Annotated in this window: 11 protein-coding genes and 1 pseudogene; 5 read left to right on the top strand and 7 right to left on the bottom strand. The window is 43.6% G+C overall.

Annotation, left to right across the window (positions count from 1 at the left end; all coding sequences use genetic code 11):
• Positions 1-5: 5 nt before the first annotated feature.
• Positions 6-3,769 (bottom strand): annotated as a pseudogene (locus FM037_RS02415) (nitrate reductase subunit alpha).
• A gap of 131 nt (positions 3,770-3,900) precedes the next feature.
• Positions 3,901-5,505: an MFS transporter gene (locus FM037_RS02410; RefSeq protein WP_144044693.1), complete on the bottom strand. Its 1,605-nt coding sequence runs from the start codon at positions 5,503-5,505 to the stop codon at positions 3,901-3,903.
• Between the two features lie 376 nt (positions 5,506-5,881).
• Here FM037_RS02410 and FM037_RS02405 point away from each other — a divergent pair, with 376 nt between their 5' ends.
• Together FM037_RS02405 and narL are read left to right on the top strand one after the other, a co-directional pair.
• Entirely contained in the window at positions 5,882-7,627 is a 1,746-nt protein-coding gene (locus tag FM037_RS02405; RefSeq protein ID WP_144044692.1) for a histidine kinase, read from the top strand.
• A gap of 19 nt (positions 7,628-7,646) precedes the next feature.
• Positions 7,647-8,288 (top strand): two-component system response regulator NarL, encoded by a 642-nt coding sequence (gene narL, locus FM037_RS02400; RefSeq protein WP_144044691.1) that lies wholly within the window; start codon positions 7,647-7,649, stop codon positions 8,286-8,288.
• Positions 8,289-8,526: 238 nt separating this feature from the next.
• Here the strand turns inward: narL and FM037_RS02395 are convergent, their stop codons facing one another.
• The 4 genes from FM037_RS02395 to FM037_RS02380 form a co-directional block, all read right to left on the bottom strand.
• Positions 8,527-8,904, bottom strand: coding sequence for a GFA family protein (locus FM037_RS02395; RefSeq protein WP_144044690.1), 378 nt, complete (start codon positions 8,902-8,904; stop codon positions 8,527-8,529).
• Between the two features lie 151 nt (positions 8,905-9,055).
• Positions 9,056-9,697 carry a SadB/YajI family lipoprotein gene (locus FM037_RS02390; RefSeq protein WP_144044689.1) on the bottom strand — a complete coding sequence of 214 codons (642 nt, stop codon included), beginning with the start codon at positions 9,695-9,697 and terminating at the stop codon, positions 9,056-9,058.
• Positions 9,698-9,895: 198 nt separating this feature from the next.
• Entirely contained in the window at positions 9,896-10,390 is a 495-nt protein-coding gene (locus tag FM037_RS02385) for a peptidylprolyl isomerase (protein WP_144044688.1), read from the bottom strand.
• Positions 10,391-10,509: 119 nt separating this feature from the next.
• A complete protein-coding gene (locus FM037_RS02380) occupies positions 10,510-11,340 on the bottom strand; it encodes an isocitrate lyase/PEP mutase family protein (RefSeq protein WP_229381051.1) in 831 nt (276 codons plus the stop codon).
• A 280-nt stretch (positions 11,341-11,620) separates the two neighbouring features.
• Between FM037_RS02380 and FM037_RS02375 the strand changes: the two genes are divergently transcribed.
• Positions 11,621-13,027 (top strand): M28 family peptidase, encoded by a 1,407-nt coding sequence (locus tag FM037_RS02375; RefSeq protein WP_144048785.1) that lies wholly within the window; start codon positions 11,621-11,623, stop codon positions 13,025-13,027.
• A 237-nt stretch (positions 13,028-13,264) separates the two neighbouring features.
• On the top strand, positions 13,265-14,170 hold the full coding sequence (locus FM037_RS02370; RefSeq protein WP_144044687.1) for a substrate-binding periplasmic protein: 906 nt from the start codon (positions 13,265-13,267) through the stop codon (positions 14,168-14,170).
• 96 nt (positions 14,171-14,266) lie between these two features.
• Here FM037_RS02370 and soxR read toward each other — a convergent pair whose 3' ends face one another.
• The gene (gene soxR / locus FM037_RS02365; RefSeq protein WP_227993111.1) at positions 14,267-14,740 is read right to left on the bottom strand and encodes a redox-sensitive transcriptional activator SoxR; all 474 of its coding nucleotides are present in this window, start codon (positions 14,738-14,740) and stop codon (positions 14,267-14,269) included.
• A gap of 85 nt (positions 14,741-14,825) precedes the next feature.
• Between soxR and FM037_RS02360 the strand changes: the two genes are divergently transcribed.
• Positions 14,826-15,239 carry a VOC family protein gene (locus tag FM037_RS02360; RefSeq protein WP_144044686.1) on the top strand — a complete coding sequence of 138 codons (414 nt, stop codon included), beginning with the start codon at positions 14,826-14,828 and terminating at the stop codon, positions 15,237-15,239.
• Positions 15,240-15,555 lie beyond the last annotated feature (316 nt).

The raw sequence follows: 15,555 nt of genomic DNA, 5'->3' as shown, positions 1-15,555 counted from the left end.
ACTCCTTAAGCTTCATCTGGGTTAGTTGGTAACGGACGCGGCAGATCATCAGTATTAGAACCCTCTAACCAATCAACTTTATCCATCTTTCTAACCACCACCATCTCGTCGCGGTTACAACCAACCGTTCCGTAATAATTGAAGCCCCAAGATTGCTGTGCATATCCACCTATCATGTGAGTAGGTTTCATCACAATACGAGTCACTGAGTTATGGTGACCACCACGAGTACCGGTCATCTCACTACCAGGTACATTCATAATACGCTCTTGAGCATGGTACATCATGGTCATGCCTTGGTTCACACGTTGTGAAACAACAACACGACAAGCGAGTGCACCGTTGGCATTGAATACTTCAACCCAATCGTTATCCACAATACCCGCATCTTTCGCATCAACCTCGCTCATCCAGATGATTGGCCCCCCACGAGAAAGTGTCAACATCAACAAGTTGTCAGAGTAAGTACTATGAATGCCCCACTTCTGATGAGGTGTGATCCAGTTAAGTACAATCTCTTTATTGCCGTTTTGCTTAGTGTTTTTAACAAGCTCAATAGTCTTAGTATCGATAGGAGGGCGGTAAGAGACGAACTGCTCACCAAATGCCTGCATCCACTTATGATCTTGATAGAACTGCTGACGACCAGTAATGGTTCTCCATGGCACCAATTCATGAACGTTGGTGTAACCAGCGGTATAACTCACATGTTCATCTTCCAGACCAGACCAGGTTGGAGAAGAGATGATCTTACGTGGCTGAGCTTGTAAATCACGGAAGCGGATCTTCTCTTCCTGCTTAGATTTAGCAAGGTGGGTATGGTCAATACCAGTGAATTCACCAAGTGCAGCCCAAGCTTTAACAGCAACGTTACCATTAGTCTCCGGTGCTAAAGTTAAGATGACTTCACAGGCATCGATAGCAGACTCAATGATTGGACGACCTTCACTGATACCTTCATCGGTATTACGATGGTTAAGATCACCGAGCAACATGATCTCATCATCTGTGTTCCAGCTTATTCCCTTGCCACCGTTACCTAGCTCATCCAGCGCCGGGCCAAATGAGGTAAACTTCTTGTAAGTATTTGGATAGTCACGTTCAACGACAACCATATTCGGCGCCGTCAGACCTGGAATCAGATCACACTCACCCTTCTTCCAATCTTTAACGTCAAATGGTTGGGCAAGCTCACCAGGTGTGTCATGCAGCATAGGTACTGTGACAAAGTCAGTCTCTGTACCTAAGTGTCCAACACAGACTTCTGAGAATGCCTTTGCGATACCTTTATAAATATCGAAATCAGATTTAGCTTCCCATGCTGGGTCAACCGCAGTCGATAGTGGGTGAATGAATGGGTGCATATCTGATGTGTTCAGATCATCTTTCTCATACCAACAAGCCGTCGGAAGAATAATATCTGAATACATACAGGTCGATGACATACGGAAATCAAGGGTTACAACCAAATCTAACTTACCAGTAGCCCCCTCTTCGACCCACTCAACTTCCTCAGGCTTGAATTTATCCTTCTTACCAACGTCCTCATTCATCACACCATTTTTGGTACCAAGCAGGTACTTAAGCATGTATTCATGCCCCTTGCCCGATGAACCAAGTAAGTTTGAACGCCAGATAAACATGTTACGCGGAAAGTTCTCTGGAGCATCTGGAGCCTCACAAGCAAACTTAAGCTCGCCAGACTTTAATTGCCCAATGGCATAATCTTTAGGAGACATGCCTGCAGCTGCCGCATCTTTCGTCAACTGAAGTGGATTTCTATTTAACTGAGGAGCTGATGGTAACCACCCCATACGCTCAGCTTTGATGTTGTAATCAAGCATATGTTCGGAGAACTGGGTCTTATCAGCTAGGGGCGATAAGACCTCATGAACACTGACTTTCTCATGACGCCACTGTGAAGAGTGGTTATAGAAGAAAGAAGTACCATTCATCTGGCGTGGAGGACGTGACCAATCTAAACCAAACGCTAATGGTTGCCAACCGGTCTGTGGACGAAGTTTTTCTTGGCCAACATAATGTGACCAACCACCACCAGACTGACCCACACAACCACACATCATTACCATGTTAATAAGGCCACGGTAGTTCATATCCATGTGATACCAATGGTTCATTGCCGCACCAACAATAATCATTGCCTTACCGTGAGTCTTATCAGCAGTATCAGCAAATTCACGTGCAACCTTGATTACTTTATCACGGGATACGCCTGTTATCTTCTCCTGCCATGCCGGAGTGCCTGGAACGTCTTGATCATAGCTAGAAGCAACATTCTCGCCACCCAATCCACGATCAAGACCATAGTTGGCCATCATCAAATCGTATACGGTTGCAACAATAAGCTCTTCACCTGAAGCCGTTGTGACTTTCTTGCTTGGAACATTACGAACCTGCACTAACGCTTGATCACATGCAACCCAATGCTTATTAGCATCGTCGCCAGCAAAGTGCGGGAAAGAAACCGCTGACACATCGCCACCGATCAAAGAAAGTTGCAGCTTGGTATCTTTACCCTCTTTACCTTCACGCTCTTGAATGTTCCACTTTCCTTTCTCGCCCCAACGGTAACCGATGGATCCAGTAGGAGAAACAAACTCATCTGAGTTCTCATCAATCGCAATAGTTTTCCACTCAGGATTATTTTCCTGACCTAAATTATCAACTAGATCTGACGCACGTAGGAAACGAGTCGTCTTAAGTGAGTTATTATCATGCTTGTCAAGTACGACAAGCATGGGGAAGTCAGTGTATTGACGTACATAATCAGTAAAATACTCACTTGGATTATCTAAGTGGAACTCACGCAGAATAACATGACCAAATGCCATTCCCAGTGCAGCATCCGTACCTTGCTTAGGGTTTAACCACTCATCGGTCAGTTTAGAAACCTCAGCGTAATCGGGTGTAATTGAAACAGTTTTTGCACCTTTATAGCGAACCTCCGTGAAAAAATGAGCATCTGGTGTACGCGTCTGAGGGACATTAGAACCCCAGGCAATAATGTAGTTAGAATTATACCAATCAGCAGATTCTGGTACGTCAGTTTGCTCACCCCACGTCATTGGCGATGATGGCGGAAGATCGCAATACCAATCATAGAAACTTAAGCACACACCACCGATAAGTGAAAGATAACGAGAACCGGCAGCGTAAGAGACCATAGACATTGCAGGAATAGGTGAGAACCCCACTACACGGTCTGGACCAAATGTTTTAGTCGTATAGACATTCGCTGCGGCAATAATTTCATTCACTTCATCCCAGCTTGAACGAATAAATCCCCCATCCCCCGCTTAGATTTATAGGAATCAGTCTTAGCTTTATCTTCAACAATAGAAGCCCAGGCATTCACTGGATCTTGATTTATACGCGCCTTGCGCCACAGTTTAAGAAGCGGCTTACGTACTTTAGGGTACTTTAATCGGTTGGCACTATAGAGGTACCAAGAGTAACTTGCCCCACGAGGACAGCCACGAGGCTCATGATTAGGCAGATCTGGGCGTGTTCTTGGGTAATCAGTTTGCTGAGTTTCCCAGGTAACAAGACCATTTTTAACATAAATCTTCCAGGAACAAGAACCTGTACAGTTAACACCATGGGTCGAACGCACGATCTTGTCATGTTGCCAACGTTGCCGGTAACTATTTTCCCATTCGCGATTTTCACTGGTGGTATCACCGTGCCCATCACTAAACTCGCCTGTTTTCTTCTTTAAGAATTGTAAGCGATCCAGAAAATTACTCATCTATTTACTCCGTTTAACGATGACTGATAGTCCAGATTAGCGTCATCCAATCACTAAACACCGGTCATCGATATTGTTATCACCCATGGTTTTATCGGGGAGTCACTCCCCCGTAAAATATTCCACACATGTTAAGGATTTTTATGCTCAGCCCCAGGGCGAAGATAGAACCACCAGTTAATGACGATGCAGACCACGTAGAATATTGCGAATCCGTACAAGGAATTTTCAGGTGTAGTTAACTTAATTTGCTCACCGAGTTCTTGGGGAATGATGAACGCACCATAGGCAGCAATGGCGGAAGTCCAACCCAGTACAGGTCCAGCCTGCTCTTTGTTAAATACCATAGAGATGGTACGGAAGGTTGAACCATTACCGATCCCTGTGGCTGCAAACAGCACGAGGAAAAGTATTAAGAAGGGAATGAAAAAATCTTGAGGCGTCGCAGAAGCGTATGCAGCCTTCATAAAGTAAGCAACACCCACAGCACTTGCAACCATCACTATCGCACAGATCTGAGTCACTTTAGCGCCCCCCATCTTATCTGCAATCCACCCGCCCACAGGACGAATAAGTGCACCAATAAAGGGGCCCATCCAAGCATACATCAGAGCACTTGGACCATAGGGGTTGATGAGATCGTGGTTCATCACTCCGTCGACCATCACATGCTCATAACCAAAAATCACTTTGATAGACAGACCAAAACCTGCAGAGAATCCGATAAATGAACCGAACGTCATGGTATAGATAACACTCATTACCCAGGTATGGCGGTTACCAAAAATCTTGTATTGATGATTAAGGCTCTGTTTTACCTGACCAGGAATGAGCTTCAAGAGGAAAACAGTCAGTGCAATAATAATGGGTAATACAAGCCACTTGCTCAATTCAAAGCCTGAACCACCGACCTTCTCCGGTAACATTAACCACAGGCCGAAGATCGACGTTAAAAAACCGATAGCCAACATGCCTGAGATGATGCCAAATGATCGCGTTGTACCAGGTAGTTCAGGTGTGACGTGAGACGTTTTAATATTATTCATCCCCATCCAACCAACAACGGCGAGTGGGACCAAGAATAGCAACCAGATATAACCGGCATTATGGATCCACGCATCACTACCTGCTGGAATTTTACCAATCAAGGTTCCGGAGGTGTTGATCAACTGCATCGGCTCACCACCGAACAGACCGAAAGTCATAAATAGCGGCACTAAGATCTGCATGGTCGTCACACCTAAGTTACCCAACCCCGCATTCAAGCCAAGTGCCAAACCTTGTTTCTTCTTAGGAAAAAAGAAGCTGATATTTGACATAGATGAGGCGAAGTTACCGCCACCAAAACCCGATAACAAAGCGAGTAACTGGAAAATCCAAAGTGGCGTATTCATATCTTGCAGCGCAATGCCAGTTCCAATGGCAGGAACCATCAGGAGTGCCGTGGTAAACACAATCGTATTGCGCCCACCACATAGACGAATAAAGAAACTACTTGGTATTCGCAGTGTTGCCCCGGTCAAACCAGCAACAGCCATCAAGGTAAACAGTTCAGATGTGGCAAATGGAAAACCTAAATTCAACATCTGAATAGTAATGATGCCCCAATACATCCAAACAGCAAAACCACACAACAAACTTGGGATCGAGATCCAAAGGTTGCGATTAGCCACCTTCTTCCCTTCACGCTCCCAAAATGTGGGGTCCTCAACGTCCCATTTATTTATATCCGACATTATTTCCTCCAATAATTACAAGACGATCTTGATTCCTAGGCCAATATAAAGGGGGCTATATAGCCATTGATGTCATATCGACACCCTTCATGGAATATTTTGAAATCGACATAAAAATATCACTGGAAGAAAACAGCAAGTTGATCTAAATCATAGTTTTCATTGGTTACTTGAGGCCGTATAATTAACACTACTACCAAAGTATTAGCACCGAAAACAAATTAAGTTGCTGTAATATATTGATTAAAAATCATTGATGTGTACTTAAGATTTGAAAGAGAAAAATATGAACTATTAAGTGGTATAAAGATTAATTACACATTTCCCCTGCGAAATGTTACTAATCACTTATCCAATAGATGGGTGGCTTAAAAAGATGCAACAGGCTGCATTAAACTGTAATTCAGATCACACGCTTAATAAAAAATCTTCACTCGTTTCTAGTGCTCGCCTATATACGGCAATTATCATTACATCCTGCCTATTGAGTATGTTCGCATCTATTGTTGTTACAGACGATCTTCGTGGCGATGCAGAACATATTAATCGTGTCGGTTCATTAAGAATGCAAGTTATCAAGATGTCCCGAACCTCCCTTTCAGACCAGAGTAATGGCACAAACCTATTACGGAATGAAATGAGGGTATTTGATACAAAAATAAATGATATCTTATTTTATTTAACCAATAGTACCATCGGCAATCCGGAAACAATTAATCAACATACACGGGTTATTGCTCAATGGAATAATATTAAAGACAATACTTCTCAGATTGAACTAACTGAATATGATCAATTTGTTGAGACAATTGATCAGCTTGTTAGCCTGTTACAAACGGAGTCTGAGAAGAAACTAATGTTGTTAAGTATCATTCAGGGCTTTGACGTATTAATGATCCTGCTGATATCCATCTTTGTTTTTATTAAGTTAAACAACTCACTCATCAGTCCACTTAAACAGTTAGTCAATATTGCATCAGAGATAGGCAAAGGCAATTTTGATCTAAAAGTGGCTCAAATTGAAAATAATGAGCTTGGTGTGCTATCTCACACCATTCACCAGATGGCTGACCAACTTTCTGATACTCATAAAGAATATGAACGTCGAGTTGAGCTAAAGACCAGGCAGCTTACTCATAGTAACTTATCCTTAAAGGTACTATACACAGCCGCAAAAGGTCTGGCTAACTATGAATATCGAAAAATAAACCCACAGATAATCGATGAACTTGAGCACATTATCAATAATGGAACGATCTCCATTGCGCTCACTGAACACCACATTGACAATCTTATAGAGTACAGAGTGAACGGGAGAAAAACTAAACATAAGGATATGAATATAAGGCAATTTGTTTTGAAGAAACAGGGCCATTTCTTTGGAGATATTATCTGGCAATACCCTAAGAAGAGTGAACCTGAATCATGGCAAATTCAACTTTTACAAGCGATGGCGGACATTGTCGCTACAGCGATTGAATTGGAACAGAAAAAGATCACCGAAAATAGGCTACTGATTTCAGAGGAACGTGCCGTAATAGCAAGAGAGTTACATGACTCTTTGGCGCAGTCACTGTCCTTTTTAAAGGTGAAAATGAGTCTATTAACAAGACAGATAGAAAAAAAAGTAGCTGAAGATCAAGTAAACAGCACCATCCATGAGATCAAAAGTGGTCTTAATAGTGCCTATATACAACTAAGGGAATTGTTGACTACCTTTAGGTTGAGGTTAGACGACCCCTCTATTGAAAGTAGCCTAAAAGGCACTGTTGCTGAGTTCACAGAAAAGTGTCAACACCCAATCCAATTTACTTTAGATCTCCCGCAGCATTCACTCACTGCTAATAGAGAGATCCACCTACTGCAAATCATCAGAGAGGGGTTATCTAACATACACCGCCACGCCAAAGCCTCGAACGCGGGCGTTAAATTAGTAAAAGCCAATGGTAAGATTCTGCTTGAGATCTGGGACAACGGCATTGGACTACCAGAGAATATCGAGCAGATAGGCCATTTCGGTTTAGGTATTATGAAAGAACGTGCTAAGTCACTCGGTGCCGATATTCACATGTTATCTAATCTCCAAGCGGGTACCATAATTTCCCTAACCTTTGATATATAACGATTAAGTAAGAGTAAAAATGACCAAAGCTACTATATTGCTCGTCGACGACCACCCTACACTACGTCAAGGGTTAGCCCAACTTCTCTCACTCGAAGATGATCTTGAGGTAATTGCACAAGCCAGTTCTGGTGATACAGCAATTAGCCTCGCGATTAAGCATAAGCCAAATCTGATTTTGTTAGATCTCAATATGAAAGGTTTAACTGGTATCGAAACTCTCATCTCTCTTAGAGGTGCGGGAGTAGAAAGTAAAATAGTTATATTTACTGTATCAGACAATAAATGCGATGTACTACAGGCTATTCGATTTAATACCGATGGTTATTTGCTAAAAGACTCAGAACCGGAAGAGTTGATTGATAAATTAAGACAAGCATTAGCAGGCGATTTTGTTATCAGTGCACCGCTGACTCAGATCCTGGCGCGTAGCCTAAGAAACGATAATAAACAGAGCGAGCCCTTAGACAAGTTGACCCCAAGAGAGTTACAAAACCTAAAACTTATCGCATCAGGAAAGAGCAATAAATACATCGCTAATAAGCTCGATATCACAGAATCAACGGTGAAAGTACATGTCAAAAACCTTCTGAAAAAGCTGGGTTTTAAAACTCGTATCGAGGCTGCACTATGGGCTGTAGAGCATAAAGTTAGTCATTAACTTCACATAAGAGGAAGCATGATTATTATGTAGGCAATCAATATAGGACATCTACAATGAATAAAATACCAGTCGCACTAAGAGCACCTAGGTAAGGTGCAGATAATTAGCTGCGCTTATCTCACGTGTTGAGCGACACTCTCGTTCCACAATCAAGATGTCCGATTCTATTAGACCGAATATAGTGGTGTGGATGGCTAATCACCTTACACATCGACATCTAGCTTTCATGGTGATATTAATCTAAATACTTCCAGCTATCTGCGCCATCGAAATGCCTTACCTTGATATCTTTCATCTGAGCGATAGGGGCCATGCGAAAATTAATGCCATATTTAGCATCAGGGACTTTATCCGTCGTTACATAATGGGTCAAGCAACCACAGTTTTGGCAGTGATGAAACTCGATATACTCCTCTCCCCATCGATAAGCCTGAGTGGCCGGCACACTCGTTCCCGCAATATCTGTGATAAACGAGAGTTGAACTTGGTCCGGCGTATAGTAACCCCATAGTGAACCATAACGATTACAGGTGGAGCAGTTGCAGGAAGTGAGTGATTCAGGGGAGTGAGTCACTGTGATTTTCACATTGCCGCAATGACAGCTTAATTCCATTTTTAGTTCCAGTGCTTTGAAAGGTTAGCACTGTAAACTAAAGCAAGTCGTCGCTCTCCACAATAGTATTACTTTCAAAACTGAGCTTATAAGAAAGCCACGGCTTTGCAGCAGAAAACCCCAAAACTAAGAGATTTGGGGTTTATAAATATTATAAACGTGTGATTTTAGGCGTTAAAAAGTCATCTTTACCTAAGGTCAGCTGACCCTTTTGACTAGCATCTTTGCTCTGCCACTGAGTCCAAGCTTCAGCCTGAGCCTCATCAACATTAGTTTTATAGTCCTTATACCAGACAGAGACCTGCTCAGTTTGGTCTACGAGTTTCAGCTCCTCTAACCATGAATCGAATTCAGGGTTTTGTGGACTAAACTCAGGATTAAATTTCCCATCAAGCTCAGCCTTGATAGGACGAAGCTGGAAACCATTGCCATAAACAAAGCGCAGCAAAACATAGTAGCGCTTACCAGCTTCGACATCTGCATTTAAGAAAGTTGCAACCGATGGCAGTGTTGTATGGGACATAAACAGATGATGGCCAGGCTCAACGTTTTGCACCATCATAGTTTTAGAGCCTAACATGCCATAAAAGGTCTTATCCTCGCCTTTTACATCATATAGGCCAACCAAAAATGCACCGCTTATGCTATTAGCGGGGTTTAAGAATATGATCTGTGCCTTGTCGGCTTGTGGGAGTTCAATAACTTGTTGAGTAGAAGGTGTGATGAATGGTTTACCTGCACAACCGCTTAAACTCATGATCGCGATTAGCGTTATCAACTTCAAGTATTTCATTGGGTTTCCTTGTTATGAAATGTATTCCCTCATAAGTCGTCTGAGCATATGAGAGATGGCGCGAATATTAGCGAGCAAAAACACACAACTCAATAACATTTACACCACATTAAACAATAGGAATCAGAATTACATTCCATCCAACTGATTTATAACGATTACTTTCCATTTCAGCAAGATAAACGCCTAGCGCTTACCCTAAGTATTAATCGTGACCTTCTCGACAATAATAGGCTCGCGCGGCACATCGTCATGCCCCATCTTCGACGTGGTTCTGGCCTTCTCTATCTTTCTTACCACATCCATGCCAGCAGTGACTACGCCAAATACCGCATAACCCCAGCCAGAATTAGTGGTACCAGTGTGATCGAGAAAATCATTATTACCAAGATTGATAAAGAATTGACCCGTTGCAGAATGAGGCGCATCGGTACGCGCCATGGCTAAGGTGCCTTTAACATTTTTTAAGCCTCGATTGGCTTCATTGACAATTGCTGCACGAGTGGGCTTTTCATCCATATCCACTGTAAAACCACCACCTTGGATCATAAATCCCTTGATCACCCGATGAAAAATGGTTCCGTCATAGAAACCGTCCTCACAGTATTTCAAGAAGTTCTTCGAGCTCACTGGCGCAGTTTCCATATCGAGTTCAATCTCAATATCGCCAAAATTGGTGGTAAAAATAATCATGATAAGTCGCTTTGATAGAAAAAATAATAAAGACAAAGTATACCCTGAAACCACAGAAAGGGCTTGAATCCACAGTTTTATCTTCCATGATTTAACTCGCCACTCCTTTAAGCACAAATTTACCTTGCACACATAACCAAGGTATTCATTTCATTATAATTCAGTAATTCACACTGCTCAGTATTCTTACAAGAGACCTCAGATACTTTCGATGTACGTTTCAAAGTCGAGTATGCATCGAGGAAACTCCCTGGCCCGACACTAAATCTGGTAACCCCAAATTTAAGCAGAGTATCGGCTCGCTTTGAAACAGCTAAGTGATCACCAGCCAACATAAAGTTCAAAGGCAAATCCAGATTGTTAGCTAAACGTGTAGCAGCCTTGTCTGAATCTAATCCGGGAATAAAACCGCAATTAGCACCAGCGGCCTGATAACGAGTTAAACGGGCCTCGGTCATAGTTAGCGCCTCTTGGTTATCGGCCAGCCCTCGTAGAAAGACATCGGTTCTGGCATTGATAAATACCTGCCCACAAGATGCAGATGCCCGTATCGCTGTTATTTTCGCCACCAGCAATTCAGGCGTTTTATCGCCATCTTCTATGTTGATACCGACCACGCCTAATCTCACTAGCTTAGTCACTAAGGACGCCACATCTGCAGGCTTGTCACTATAGCCATCCTCTATATCGACGGTCACAGGAAGCTGGCTCACTCGCATGATATTTGCGACAGCAAGCAGCAATGCATCGACGGGGAGCTCACCGCCATCGGCATAACCTAATGACCAGGCTAATGAGGCGCTACTGGTCGCCAATGCCTTAGCCCCCGACGCTTGCACCACTGCCGCGCTGGCAGCATCCCAAACATTGACGAGCATCAGAGGTGATGACTGTGAATGTAACTTGCGAAAAGTATTCAGGTGAGATTCAAACATGTTCGTTAATTCCATTACTTGTGCTCCATGACAACTCTGTGCCAGCCGCTAGTTTAGTGACACGCAGTCTAGCAATAGACTTGCCCTTATCCTCGCGGGAAACGGAACTCAACACAGATTGATCTAGTATTCCTGTTAATCTCGGCATGATTTACTGGCTAAACCTGGATAACTAGCAAGACATATCGACTAACAATTCCTCGGCTTAACCCTGCCATTTATGAGCTGTTTTTTGATAGAGTAAGAAGCAGAATAATAATAAATCGAGGTTTCCATGCCCACCCAGACTCCCTTTATGAATCGCCACTCATTCACAGCTAAACGCATTGTTTCCGTGCTGCTAGTGACTGGTACACTCGCCTGTGTATTATTCGCCACCAGCAGTCGTGCGCAGAGTACGGCGCCAACTGTGGCGCCTTCTCAGGAAGATATGCGCCTCTATGATATTGCCACGGCGCCAAGCGCCGACAGGCTGCGCAGTGATGTCGAGAAGTTGGTGAACTTCGGCACCCGCCACACCTTGTCAGAGACAGAGTCTGATACCCAGGGCGTAGGCGCGGCCAGACGTTGGATTAAAAATGAGTTTGAACGCATATCCGCTGACTGCGGCGGCTGTCTGGAGGTGATAACTTTATCCGATACCGTCACTGGCAAACGTATCCCTCATGCTACTGAAGTCGTCAATGTCATTGCCATCCAGCGCGGTACGCTCGAGCCTAAGCGCGTGGTGATGATGAGCGGCGATATCGATTCTCGCGTCACAGATGTGATGGACTCAACCTCTATATCACCCGGTGCCAACGATAATGCATCCGGTGTTGCCGGAGCCATCGAAGCCGCCCGGGTACTGTCTAAATATCAGTTTGCAGGCACTATTATCTATGCCGCGCTATCTGGCGAAGAACAAGGCCTCTATGGCGGCGCAGCGCTTGCTCAATACGCCAAAGATCAGCACTGGCAGGTACAAGCGGTACTAAACAACGACATGATAGGTAACATCGAAGGCATCAATGGCGTCATCAACAACCACACGGTACGGGTTTTCTCTGAAGGGGTTCGCATCGCCGAAACTGCCGAAGAAGCCAAGCAGCGTTATTTCAGCGGCGGCGAAAACGACTCGGCATCCCGCAACCTGGCGCGCAAGATAAAAACCTTGGCCGACCAATACATGACGAATCTCGATGTGATGATGGTTTATCGTTTAGATCGCTTCGGCCGCGGCGGCCATCACCTCCCCTTTAACAAGGCAGGCTTTCCCGCCGTACGCATCATGGAAACCAACGAGAATTACAACCGTCAGCACCAAGATATTCGTGTCGAGAACGGCATAGCCTACGGCGATGTGATTGAAGGGGTGGATTTCAACTTCAATGCCAAGCTCACCGCGCTTAACGCCATCAGCCTGGCATCAATGGCCTGGGCTCCAGCACCACCAGCTTCTGTCACCATAGAAGGGAAAGTCTCCGCCAGCACCACCTTAAAATGGCAGCATAATACTGAGCAAAATAATGTCATCGGTTACCGCGTCTATTGGCGGCTCACTACCGAGTCTGAATGGAAGCACAGTCGATATGTCGGCAAGGTGAATTCATTCAAATTAGAAAACATGGTCATAGATAACTACTTATACGGCGTCGCTAGCGTAAGTGCTAACGGCAACACCAGCCCGGTGGTCTTCCCCGGCGCAGCAGGCGCTTTTTAAGCTGAATATATGTTGGTGATTGGGCTCTCTAATTAAGTGCCTAGTCACCTTTTTCCTTTCTGCTTACGCCAGCTCATAAATTCCCCATCGATTACACTAAAGCTAACCAAACAAGCTAAACCAACTAAACCAACTAAACTTGAGACTAGTGAATTTCGTTTGATATTGATTGCGAAATAATTTCAATCGGTATAACCCGCTGCTCAGTGGGTCATCGATATTGGGAGCAAAGCGTGTATGAATCAAATTATGATTAAGCATCAAAATGACTCTCAATATATAACCTCATTCGTTTCATTTTTGCCTAAGCATACCTGCCAGTTGTTGGCGCTACTAATATCAATAATAAGCCTAGGGAGCATAGAGAGGGTTTATGCCGACAGCTTAGTCGCCCTAGATCCGCTCATGGAAAGCGAACCAGCCACCATGCGGATCTGTTATGAAGATAAAACCCATTTTCCCTTCACAACTAAGGAGAGCATCAGCGATAGCAATACCCTTGGTTTACGCGGCACCTTGGCGGACCTAATTATGACATCCGCACACACTTCAAGCCTGCCTATACAACTCGTTAGGCTACCTTGGAAACGCTGTATTCAACATCTAGCCCAAGGGAAAACCGATGCTATTTTTGCGGCTATATGGACACAAGAAAGAGAGACTTGGGGGGTATTCCCTAAGCTAAATGGCAATATCAATTTAGATCAACGTTTATGGCGGGGCAGATATCGTGTATTTACCCATAAACACTCGAATCTTAAATGGAGCAACGGACAATTTTCAGGGCTGAAATTAGGTGTAGCTGCGCCATTAGGTTATATCGCCCATGAGAAACTGTCTAAGTTAGGGACATTACCCGCCAACAACTTAACGCCGAGTGAAGGGTTTATCCTACTCGCCAAAGGAAGGCTCGATGGCTATGTGATTGAGACATACATAGGGAAAAACATGATTAAACAGCTGAACTTAACCGATGAGCTCACTGCATTAAAGGAAGATTTTATGCACGTAAATTGGTATATGCCTGTGTCTCACCAGTGGTACCGGCAACATCCAGAACTTACGCTAAAATTTTGGCAAACATTAGCTGAAGTGAGAGAGGAGCAAGGTGACGCAATTTTCAATAGCTATATCAATCCGTAGCATCTCATTATCCACTCAGCGCTTGTATCAATCTCCTTTACCTAAGCAGGCAAAGATAAAATGCTTAGCGGCCGACGAATGCGTTTATTTACAGCTTTACTGCTGCAAAAAAACGGCGCCAGGACCTTTGTTCGCGGCTTCATCGCCAGGATTACGCAACTTACAAGACTTAATGGATAAACACCCACAGCCTATGCAAGTATCGAGTTGATCTCTGAGTTGAGTAAGTCGATCGATTCGCGCTTGTAATTGCTTGCGCCAACTCAATGACATTTGCTGCCACTGCGCCGTAGAAAGGGACTTATGTTTTGGTAGTTTAGCAAATACCTCTGCAATCTCGTTTAACGATATCCCTAATCGTTGCGCCGACTTAACAACAGCAATTCGTCTCAATACATTACCGTGATAACGGCGTTGATTGCCCGAATTTCTTGCACTGTGAATAAGTCCCTTCTCTTCATAGAAATGAACCGTTTGTACACTTACACCTGCACGTTTTGCCACTTTTCCAACACTTAACTCAGTCGGGGTCACAGAATCCATCGCCGAACTGATAGATTTCGAATTCATAAAAAAACACTTTACCTATAGTTAACCATAGGTTTTACACTCATCGAAATAGTAAATCAAGCGAAGACTAATGTAAGGGACAAACATGAAGGTTCAACAAAAGGCACCAGCGCTAACAGGCATAGATCATCTCCATTTGTACGTGGAAAACAAGCAAGCAGCTCTTGAGTGGTATAAGAATATATTAGGTTTTAGCCCAGTCGACACGCTAGCTGACTGGAATACCGAATCGGGTCCGCTCACTATCGAAGATGCCAGCGGTATTATTCATCTTGCCTTATTCACCCGTGATATCCAGCCTCCCGTTACCTCAATTGCCTTTAAAACCAGTGGTGAACAGTTTCTACTCTGGCTAATCCATTTTGCACACCAAAAGATAAAATTAAGAGTCGCCGATCACCAAGTCTCTTGGTCAATATACTTCAAAGATCCCGACGGAAACATGCATGAAATAACCACTAGCGAACATAAATTCGTTACCGATAACATCAAACAATAATCCTCACAAAGATAACGTTAAATATTTAGCAAGATAACAATATAGGGGCCACCTATTTTCTCCCTAAATCCTGCTTCCACTATTACCAGCATATTAATCAGTACAGCGGCCCGTTAGCGCTCGGTTAAACTCGAACGAAAAACCAATAAAAATACAACCAAACCCGATCAAAAGAAAAACCAAATAAAAACATAAAGACATAAAAACTAAAGAGGTCACTCTATAAAACTGGAAAATTGATACATTTGTAAATAAATGCAGAAACAAAAGATTTCACGCTGATACCTCTGCTAAATTACCGCCCTATATTCGATGG

Origin of the sequence: Shewanella psychropiezotolerans, assembly GCF_007197555.1 — a bacterium.
GTDB classification, from domain to species: Bacteria; Pseudomonadota; Gammaproteobacteria; order Enterobacterales; family Shewanellaceae; genus Shewanella; species Shewanella psychropiezotolerans.
The sequence above is the reverse complement of the archived record's forward strand: the minus strand, read 5'-3'. Positions and strand labels throughout refer to the sequence as shown.

What these genes read in the sequence shown, in the direction of transcription:
- FM037_RS02370 (WP_144044687.1), top strand. Translation starts at nt 13,265, where the DNA reads ATGAATCAAATTATGATTAAGCATCAAAATGACTCTCAATATATAACC.
- FM037_RS02360 (WP_144044686.1), top strand. Translation starts at nt 14,826, where the DNA reads ATGAAGGTTCAACAAAAGGCACCAGCGCTAACAGGCATAGATCATCTC.
- FM037_RS02375 (WP_144048785.1), top strand. Translation starts at nt 11,621, where the DNA reads ATGAATCGCCACTCATTCACAGCTAAACGCATTGTTTCCGTGCTGCTA.
- FM037_RS02390 (WP_144044689.1), bottom strand. Translation starts at nt 9,697, where the DNA reads ATGAAATACTTGAAGTTGATAACGCTAATCGCGATCATGAGTTTAAGC.
- FM037_RS02385 (WP_144044688.1), bottom strand. Translation starts at nt 10,390, where the DNA reads ATGATTATTTTTACCACCAATTTTGGCGATATTGAGATTGAACTCGAT.
- FM037_RS02405 (WP_144044692.1), top strand. Translation starts at nt 5,882, where the DNA reads ATGCAACAGGCTGCATTAAACTGTAATTCAGATCACACGCTTAATAAA.
- soxR (WP_227993111.1), bottom strand. Translation starts at nt 14,740, where the DNA reads ATGAATTCGAAATCTATCAGTTCGGCGATGGATTCTGTGACCCCGACT.
- FM037_RS02395 (WP_144044690.1), bottom strand. Translation starts at nt 8,904, where the DNA reads ATGGAATTAAGCTGTCATTGCGGCAATGTGAAAATCACAGTGACTCAC.
- FM037_RS02380 (WP_229381051.1), bottom strand. Translation starts at nt 11,340, where the DNA reads ATGGAATTAACGAACATGTTTGAATCTCACCTGAATACTTTTCGCAAG.
- narL (WP_144044691.1), top strand. Translation starts at nt 7,647, where the DNA reads ATGACCAAAGCTACTATATTGCTCGTCGACGACCACCCTACACTACGT.
- FM037_RS02410 (WP_144044693.1), bottom strand. Translation starts at nt 5,505, where the DNA reads ATGTCGGATATAAATAAATGGGACGTTGAGGACCCCACATTTTGGGAG.